We start from the raw sequence: 6,468 nt of genomic DNA, 5'->3' as shown, positions 1-6,468 counted from the left end.
GCCCAAGGCCCCGCCGCCGCCGCGCCCGGCCTATGTGCCGCCGCCGGCCGTGACACCGCCGGCCACGTCGGCGCCCGCGATCACCGCCGTGCAGAACACCGAGCCCGTGCCGCCGCCGCCGGCCGCACCGCCGGCGCCCCCCGCGCCGCCGGCCCCGCCGAAGGCGACCACTACCGACATCGTGGTGGCTTGCCCGCGGCAGGTCAAGCCCGAGATGCCGCGCAAGGCGATGGACGAAGGCATCGGCGGCGTGGTCAAGGCCGAGGTGCGCATCAAGGGCGGCCATGTGCAGGAGGTGCGCTTCCTGTCGGGGCCGCGCGTGTACCACTCGGCCGTGCGCGCCGCGGTGATGCGCTACGAATGCCAGACCACGGGCGACGCGGAGGTGCTGGCGACGCAGGAGTTCGTCTTCCGCATCGAGTAGAGGGAAGGAGCCGATCTCTCTTCTTCAGACAGATCGGCCCATGGCGAGCGCGCGCATCACGGCGGCGGTGCGCGTCTCCACGCCCAGCTTCACGTAGACATGCTCCAGGTGCTTGTGCACGGTGCGGGGGCTGATCGTCAGCAGGGCGGCGATCTCGGCATCGGTCTTGCCCTGCGAGAGCCAGTGCATGACATCGCCCTCGCGCGGCGTGAGGCCGGCAGGCTGTGCATCGGGCAAAGGCGCCGGCGTGCGGCAGGCCAGCCGGTACAGGAAGGCCACCGCCATCGCATGCTCCAGCCCCACGCGCCGGCAGTAGTCGGCCTGCTGGGCGGCGCGGCGCAATTCGCGCCGGCCCGGCGCCTTGGCGATGCGGCGGGTGGTGCGCGTGGGATGCGCGTCGGCGCCGCGATGCCGCACGGGCACATGGCCGGACTCCATCTTGTCCAGCAGGCGAAGTGCGCTCGCCCAATCGTTGCGCGACAGGTGCGTCATGGCATGCCCTTTCACGGTGCATACGCATTGCTGCGTATGGCGCCCGCACGCATCGAGAGACAGGATGCTCGCAGGCCCTTTGCCTCGAATTCAGTATAGGCAGGCAGCGGGCGCGCCAGTCGCTTGTCGACGAAGGGGATACACATGGCCATCGACGAAACACGGCTTAACGCGTTCATGGGTAACTTCGTCCACGACATCGGGGCCGTGATGCACGCGGCCACCATCGTCGTCGGCGACCAGCTCGGCCTGTACAAGGCGCTGGCCGAAGGCCCCGCCACCGCGGAGCAGCTGGCCCGCCGAACCGAGACCGACCCGCGCTACCTGCGCGAATGGCTCTCGGCCCAGGCCGCCAGCGGCTACGTCGAGTACGACCCCAAAGGCGAGCTGTTCTCGCTGACCGAGGAACAGGCCTTCGCGCTGGCCGAGGAAGGCAGCCCGGCCTTCGTGCCCGGCGCGTTCCAGATCGCCGTGGCGCAGTTCAAGATCATTCCCAAGATGGTCCAGGCCATGCGCACGGGCCTGGGCATCGGGTGGCACGAGCACGACGTGGCCCTGTTCCATGGCACCGAGCGCTTCTTCCGGCCCGGCTACGCGGCCAACCTGGTGAGCCAGTGGATTCCGGCGCTCGAAGGCATCGAGCCGCTGCTGAAACGCGGCGCGCGCGTGGCCGACGTGGGCTGCGGGCACGGCGCCTCGACGCTGCTGATGGCGCAGGCCTATCCCCAATCCAGCTTCGTCGGCTTCGACTACCACGCGCCTTCGATCGAGCGCGCACGCGAAACCGCGCGCAAGGCCGGCGTCGACGATGAGAAGCGCCTGCGCTTCGAGGTCGCGAGCGCCAAGGATTTCCCCGGCGAAGACTACGACCTGGTCGCGGTCTTCGACTGCCTGCACGACATGGGCGATCCCGTCGGCGCGGCCGCGCACGTGCGGCGCACCCTCAAGCCGCAAGGCACGTGGATGATCGTCGAGCCCTTTGCCAATGACCGGCTGGAAGACAACATCAACCCGGTGGGGCGCGTGTTCTATTCGGCCTCCAGCTTCATCTGCACGCCGGCCTCGCGTTCGCAGGAAGTGGGCCTGTGCCTGGGGGCGCAGGCCGGCGAAGCGCGCCTGCGCGACGTCGTCTCGCAGGGCGGCTTCTCGCACTTCCGCCGCGCCAGCGAGACGCCTTTCAACCTGATCTTCGAAGCACGTCCGTAAGGACAAAGGAGGCGCCATGTCCCGCCAATACATCGACTGCCGCGAGTACCCGAGCACGATGAACTGCAGTGTCGCGCTCTGCGCCGACAGCGAGAGCGAACTGCTCGATGCCGCCGTCCAGCACGCCGTGGCCGTTCACGGCCACACCGACACGCCCGAACTGCGCAAGCAGCTGGCGAGCATGTTCAAGGCCGGCACGCCGCCGGTGCAGCTGGAGGCTGCGAAGACACCCGCCTGAAGGTCCTGCGCGGCCCCGGCCGCCGCAACGAACCTTGATGCAGATCAAACGCTTGCATCGGCCCGGCATTTAGCCTGCCCCGATGCAAGCTTCCGCCGCGCTCGCGCCGTTTCCGTCCGTTCCATCGTCTGCGGGGGCCGACGCCCGCGCCGACGCCTGGCAGCTGCTCGACGACCCCGCCGAGTGGGCCGCGTTCGGCCGCCCGCTGGAGGCCGGAACGGGCCGCTGGGAATCGCAGGTGGCGGTCGAGGGCATGCACTGCGCGGGCTGCGCCTTCACCGTCGAGGCCGCGCTGGCGCAGGTGCCCGGCGTGGCCGAGGTGCAGGTGAATGCCGCGAGCCGGCGCGCGCGCGTCGTGTGGTCGGCCACGGCAACGCGGCCTTCGCGCTGGTTCGAGGCCAGCGCGCGCGCGGGCTACCCCTTGTTGCCGGCCGGCAGCCGCAGCGCGCGCGAGACGCGCACGCGCGAGTTGCGCATGGCGCTGTGGCGCTGGCTGGTCGCGGGCTTTTGCATGATGCAGGTGATGATGTACGCCTACCCGGCCTACGTCGCGCGCCCCGGCGACATGACGGCCGATGCGGCGCAGCTGCTGCGCTGGGCCTCGTGGGTGCTCAGCCTGCCCGTGGTGCTGTTCTCGTGCGGGCCCTTCTTTCGCAGCGCCTGGCGCGACCTGCGCATCGGCCGCGTGGGCATGGACCTGCCCGTGACCTTCGGCGTGCTCATCACCTTCGTGGTGAGCACCGCCGCCACCTTCGACCCCACGGGGCCGCTGGGGCACGAGGTCTACTTCGACTCGCTGACGATGTTCGTCTTCTTCCTGCTCACCGGCCGCTGGCTCGAGGCGCGGCTGCGCGACCGCACGGCCGGCGCGCTCGAGGCGCTGATGCACCGGCTGCCCGACAGCGTGGAGCGCCTCGGGCCCGACGGCGAATGGACGCGCGTGGCGGTGCGCCGGCTCGCGGCGGGCGACGTGGTGCGCGTGCGCCCCGGTGAGGCCTTTCCGGCCGACGGCACGGTGATCGACGGCGACACCACCGCCGACGAGGCGCTGCTCACCGGCGAGTCGCGCCCCGTGCCGCGCCCCTGCGGCGACCGCGTGCTCGCGGGCAGCCACAACCTCTCGGCCGTGGTGCAGGTGCGCATCGCCTCGGTGGGCGAGGGCACGCGCTTCGCGCAGATCGTGCGGCTCATGGAAAACGCCGCGCTCGACAAGCCGCGCCTGGCCCGGCTGGCCGACCGCGTGGCGCGGCCCTTTCTCATCGCCGTGCTGGCCTGCGCGTTCGGCGCGGGCGCGCTGTGGTGGGCGGTCGATCCCGGCAAGGCGCTGATGGTCGCGGTGGCGGTGCTGATCGTCACCTGCCCGTGCGCGTTGTCGCTGGCCACGCCGGCCGCGATGCTCGCGAGCGCGGGCGCCCTGGCGCGCGGCGGCGTGCTCACCTCGAACCTGCAGGCGCTCGAAGCACTGGCCGGCGTCGACACCGTGGTGTTCGACAAGACCGGCACACTCACGGGCGACACGCCGCGCCTGGAGCGCGTGTACTGCCGCCAGGGCCTGCGCCCGGGCGACGCGCTGGAGATCGGCGCGGCGCTCGCGGCGCTGTCGCTGCACCCGGCCGCGCGCGCGCTCGTGAACGCCTGGCAGGCGCAGTTCCGTGCGCCGCCGGCCTGGTCGGCGACGCAGCTGCGCGAGACGGTGGGGCAGGGCGTGGCGGCCTCGCTGCACCGGCGCGATGCGGTGGACGACCACGGCGCGCGCCCCGTGCGCCTGGGCTCGGCGGCCTTCTGCGAGGTGCCGCCGCTGCAGGTCGATGCGGCGCAGATCCACCTGAGCGACGACGAGGGTTGGCTCGCCAGCTTCGTGCTCGCCGAAGAGCTGCGCCCCGACGCCACGCAGGCCGTGGCGGCGTTGCAGGCGCAGGGCCTGTCGGTGCGCCTGCTCTCGGGCGACCGCGAGAACGCGGCGCGTGCCATCGGCGCGCAGGCCGGCATCGCGGCGGTGCAGGGCGACTGCGCACCCGAAGACAAGCTCGAGGTGCTGTGGCAATTGCAGGCGGCCGGGCGCGAGGTGGCGATGGTCGGCGACGGCCTGAACGACGGCCCGAGCCTGGCGCGCGCCAACGCCTCCTTCGCTTTCGGCCGGGCCGTGCCGCTGTCGCGCGCGCGGGCCGACTTCGTGGTGCTCGGCGGTGCGCTGCAGGCCATTCCCGCGGCCGTGGCGCAGGCGCGCCGCACGCTGCGCGTGGTGCGCCAGAACCTGTTCTGGGCCGCGGCCTACAACGCCGTGTGCGTGCCGCTGGCCGTGGCCGGCTGGCTGCCGCCGTGGCTCGCGGGGCTGGGCATGGCGGCGAGCTCGCTGCTCGTGGTGCTCAACGCGGCGCGTCTCGCTGCGCCCGGCAAGGCGGCGGTGGCCTGAGATGGACGTCCTGTTCCTGCTCGTGCCGCTGTCGGTGGTGCTCGTTCTGGCGATCCTGGGCGGGCTCTGGTGGGCCATCGAACGCGGCCAGTTCGAAGACATCGAGGTCGAGGGCGACCGCATCCTGAACAACGACTGACACAGCGATTGATGGCTTGATCTGCATCAAGCCTGCCCGGGCGACGCGGGCAGACACTGCCCGCAAATCACATTCACGGGCACCACGATGCAGCAGACCACGCACCCTCCCGCGGCCATCTACGACGACACCGTCGTGCGGCAGTTCGCACTCATGTCGGTGGTCTGGGGGGTGGTCGGCATGCTGGTCGGCGTGATCATCGCCTCGCAGCTGACCTGGCCCGAACTCAACCTCGGCATTCCCTGGCTCAGCTACGGCCGCCTGCGTCCGCTGCACACCAACGCGGTGATCTTCGCCTTCGGCGGCTGCGCGCTCATGGCCACGAGCTTCCACGTCGTGCAGCGCACCTGCCAGGTGCGGCTGTTCGCGCCGGCGCTGGCCTCGTTCGTGTTCTGGGGCTGGCAGCTGGTGATCGTCGCCGCTGCCATCAGCCTGCCGCTGGGCTACACCAGCGGCAAGGAATACGCCGAGCTCGAATGGCCCATCGACATCCTGATCGCCGTGGTCTGGGTGGCCTACGCCATCGTGTTCTTCGGCACCATCGGCCTGCGCAAGGTGCGCCACATCTACGTGGCCAACTGGTTCTACGGCGCCTTCATCATCGCGGTGGCGCTGCTGCACATCGTCAACAGCGCGGCCATTCCGGCGGGCTGGATGAAGAGCTACTCGGCCTACGCCGGCGTGCAGGACGCGATGGTGCAGTGGTGGTACGGCCACAACGCCGTGGGCTTCTTCCTCACCGCCGGCTTCCTGGGAATGATGTACTACTACATCCCCAAGCAGGCGGGGCGCCCGGTGTACTCGTACCGGCTGTCGATCGTGCACTTCTGGGCGCTGATCTTCACCTACATGTGGGCCGGCCCGCACCACCTGCACTACACCGCGCTGCCCGACTGGACGCAGTCGCTGGGCATGGTGTTCTCGCTGATCCTGCTGGCGCCCAGCTGGGGCGGCATGATCAACGGCGTGATGACGCTCTCGGGCGCCTGGCACAAGCTGCGCACCGACCCGATCCTGCGCTTCTTGATCGTCGCGCTGTCGTTCTACGGCATGTCGACCTTCGAGGGCCCGATGATGTCCATCAAGACCGTCAACGCCCTGAGCCACTACACCGACTGGACCGTCGGCCACGTGCACTCCGGCGCGCTGGGCTGGGTGGGCTTCATCACCATGGGCTCGCTGTACTACCTGATCCCGCGCATGTACGGCCGCCTCGCCATGTACAGCGTGCGCGCCATCGACGTGCACTTCTGGATGGCCACCATCGGCATCGTGCTGTACATCGCCGCGATGTGGATCGCCGGCGTGATGCAGGGCCTCATGTGGCGCGAGATCAATGCCGACGGCACGCTGACCTACACCTTCGTCGAAAGCGTGAAGGCCACCTTCCCCTACTACCTGGTGCGCGTGATCGGCGGCGTGCTCTACCTGGGCGGCATGCTGGTCATGGCCTGGAACGTCTGGATGACCGTGATCACCGGGCGCTCGGTGCGCGCCGAGATCCCGGCCGTTGCCGCCGCCCACGCCTGAAGCCCCGAAGCCTTTGAAGACGCACG

The 6,468-nt window shown here is 70.5% G+C and carries 6 protein-coding genes and 1 pseudogene; 6 read left to right on the top strand and 1 reads right to left on the bottom strand.

The genetic code is table 11. The annotated features are described in order from the left end of the window. A pseudogene (locus AC07Y4_RS22540) lies at positions 1-424 on the top strand (energy transducer TonB); the annotation flags it as partial. A 24-nt stretch (positions 425-448) separates the two neighbouring features. On the opposite strand, the gene AC07Y4_RS22535 reads toward AC07Y4_RS22540, so the two are convergent. Next, positions 449-916: a helix-turn-helix transcriptional regulator gene (locus AC07Y4_RS22535; RefSeq protein WP_495275144.1), complete on the bottom strand. Its 468-nt coding sequence runs from the start codon at positions 914-916 to the stop codon at positions 449-451. Between the two features lie 144 nt (positions 917-1,060). Here AC07Y4_RS22535 and AC07Y4_RS22530 point away from each other — a divergent pair, with 144 nt between their 5' ends. From AC07Y4_RS22530 to ccoN, 5 genes are all read left to right on the top strand, one after another. Next, positions 1,061-2,122, top strand: coding sequence for a class I SAM-dependent methyltransferase (locus tag AC07Y4_RS22530; RefSeq protein ID WP_095746594.1), 1,062 nt, complete (start codon positions 1,061-1,063; stop codon positions 2,120-2,122). Positions 2,123-2,138: 16 nt separating this feature from the next. Further along, positions 2,139-2,360, top strand: a complete 222-nt coding sequence (locus AC07Y4_RS22525; RefSeq protein ID WP_495275143.1) for a DUF1059 domain-containing protein — start codon at positions 2,139-2,141, stop codon at positions 2,358-2,360. 82 nt (positions 2,361-2,442) lie between these two features. Continuing rightward, positions 2,443-4,773 (top strand): heavy metal translocating P-type ATPase, encoded by a 2,331-nt coding sequence (locus AC07Y4_RS22520; protein WP_495275142.1) that lies wholly within the window; start codon positions 2,443-2,445, stop codon positions 4,771-4,773. Position 4,774: 1 nt separating this feature from the next. Continuing rightward, entirely contained in the window at positions 4,775-4,912 is a 138-nt protein-coding gene (ccoS, locus tag AC07Y4_RS22515) for a cbb3-type cytochrome oxidase assembly protein CcoS (protein WP_062481719.1), read from the top strand. Between the two features lie 87 nt (positions 4,913-4,999). Next, the gene (gene ccoN, locus AC07Y4_RS22510) at positions 5,000-6,442 is read left to right on the top strand and encodes a cytochrome-c oxidase, cbb3-type subunit I (RefSeq protein ID WP_095746592.1); all 1,443 of its coding nucleotides are present in this window, start codon (positions 5,000-5,002) and stop codon (positions 6,440-6,442) included. Positions 6,443-6,468: the final 26 nt, after the last annotated feature.

The sequence above is a fragment of the Variovorax sp. GW460-12-1-14-LB1 genome, from assembly GCF_059423605.1.
The sequence above is the reverse complement of the archived record's forward strand: the minus strand, read 5'-3'. Positions and strand labels throughout refer to the sequence as shown.

What these genes read in the sequence shown, in the direction of transcription:
- AC07Y4_RS22525 (WP_495275143.1), top strand. Translation starts at nt 2,139, where the DNA reads ATGTCCCGCCAATACATCGACTGCCGCGAGTACCCGAGCACGATGAAC.
- AC07Y4_RS22530 (WP_095746594.1), top strand. Translation starts at nt 1,061, where the DNA reads ATGGCCATCGACGAAACACGGCTTAACGCGTTCATGGGTAACTTCGTC.
- AC07Y4_RS22520 (WP_495275142.1), top strand. Translation starts at nt 2,443, where the DNA reads ATGCAAGCTTCCGCCGCGCTCGCGCCGTTTCCGTCCGTTCCATCGTCT.
- ccoS (WP_062481719.1), top strand. Translation starts at nt 4,775, where the DNA reads ATGGACGTCCTGTTCCTGCTCGTGCCGCTGTCGGTGGTGCTCGTTCTG.
- AC07Y4_RS22535 (WP_495275144.1), bottom strand. Translation starts at nt 916, where the DNA reads ATGACGCACCTGTCGCGCAACGATTGGGCGAGCGCACTTCGCCTGCTG.
- ccoN (WP_095746592.1), top strand. Translation starts at nt 5,000, where the DNA reads ATGCAGCAGACCACGCACCCTCCCGCGGCCATCTACGACGACACCGTC.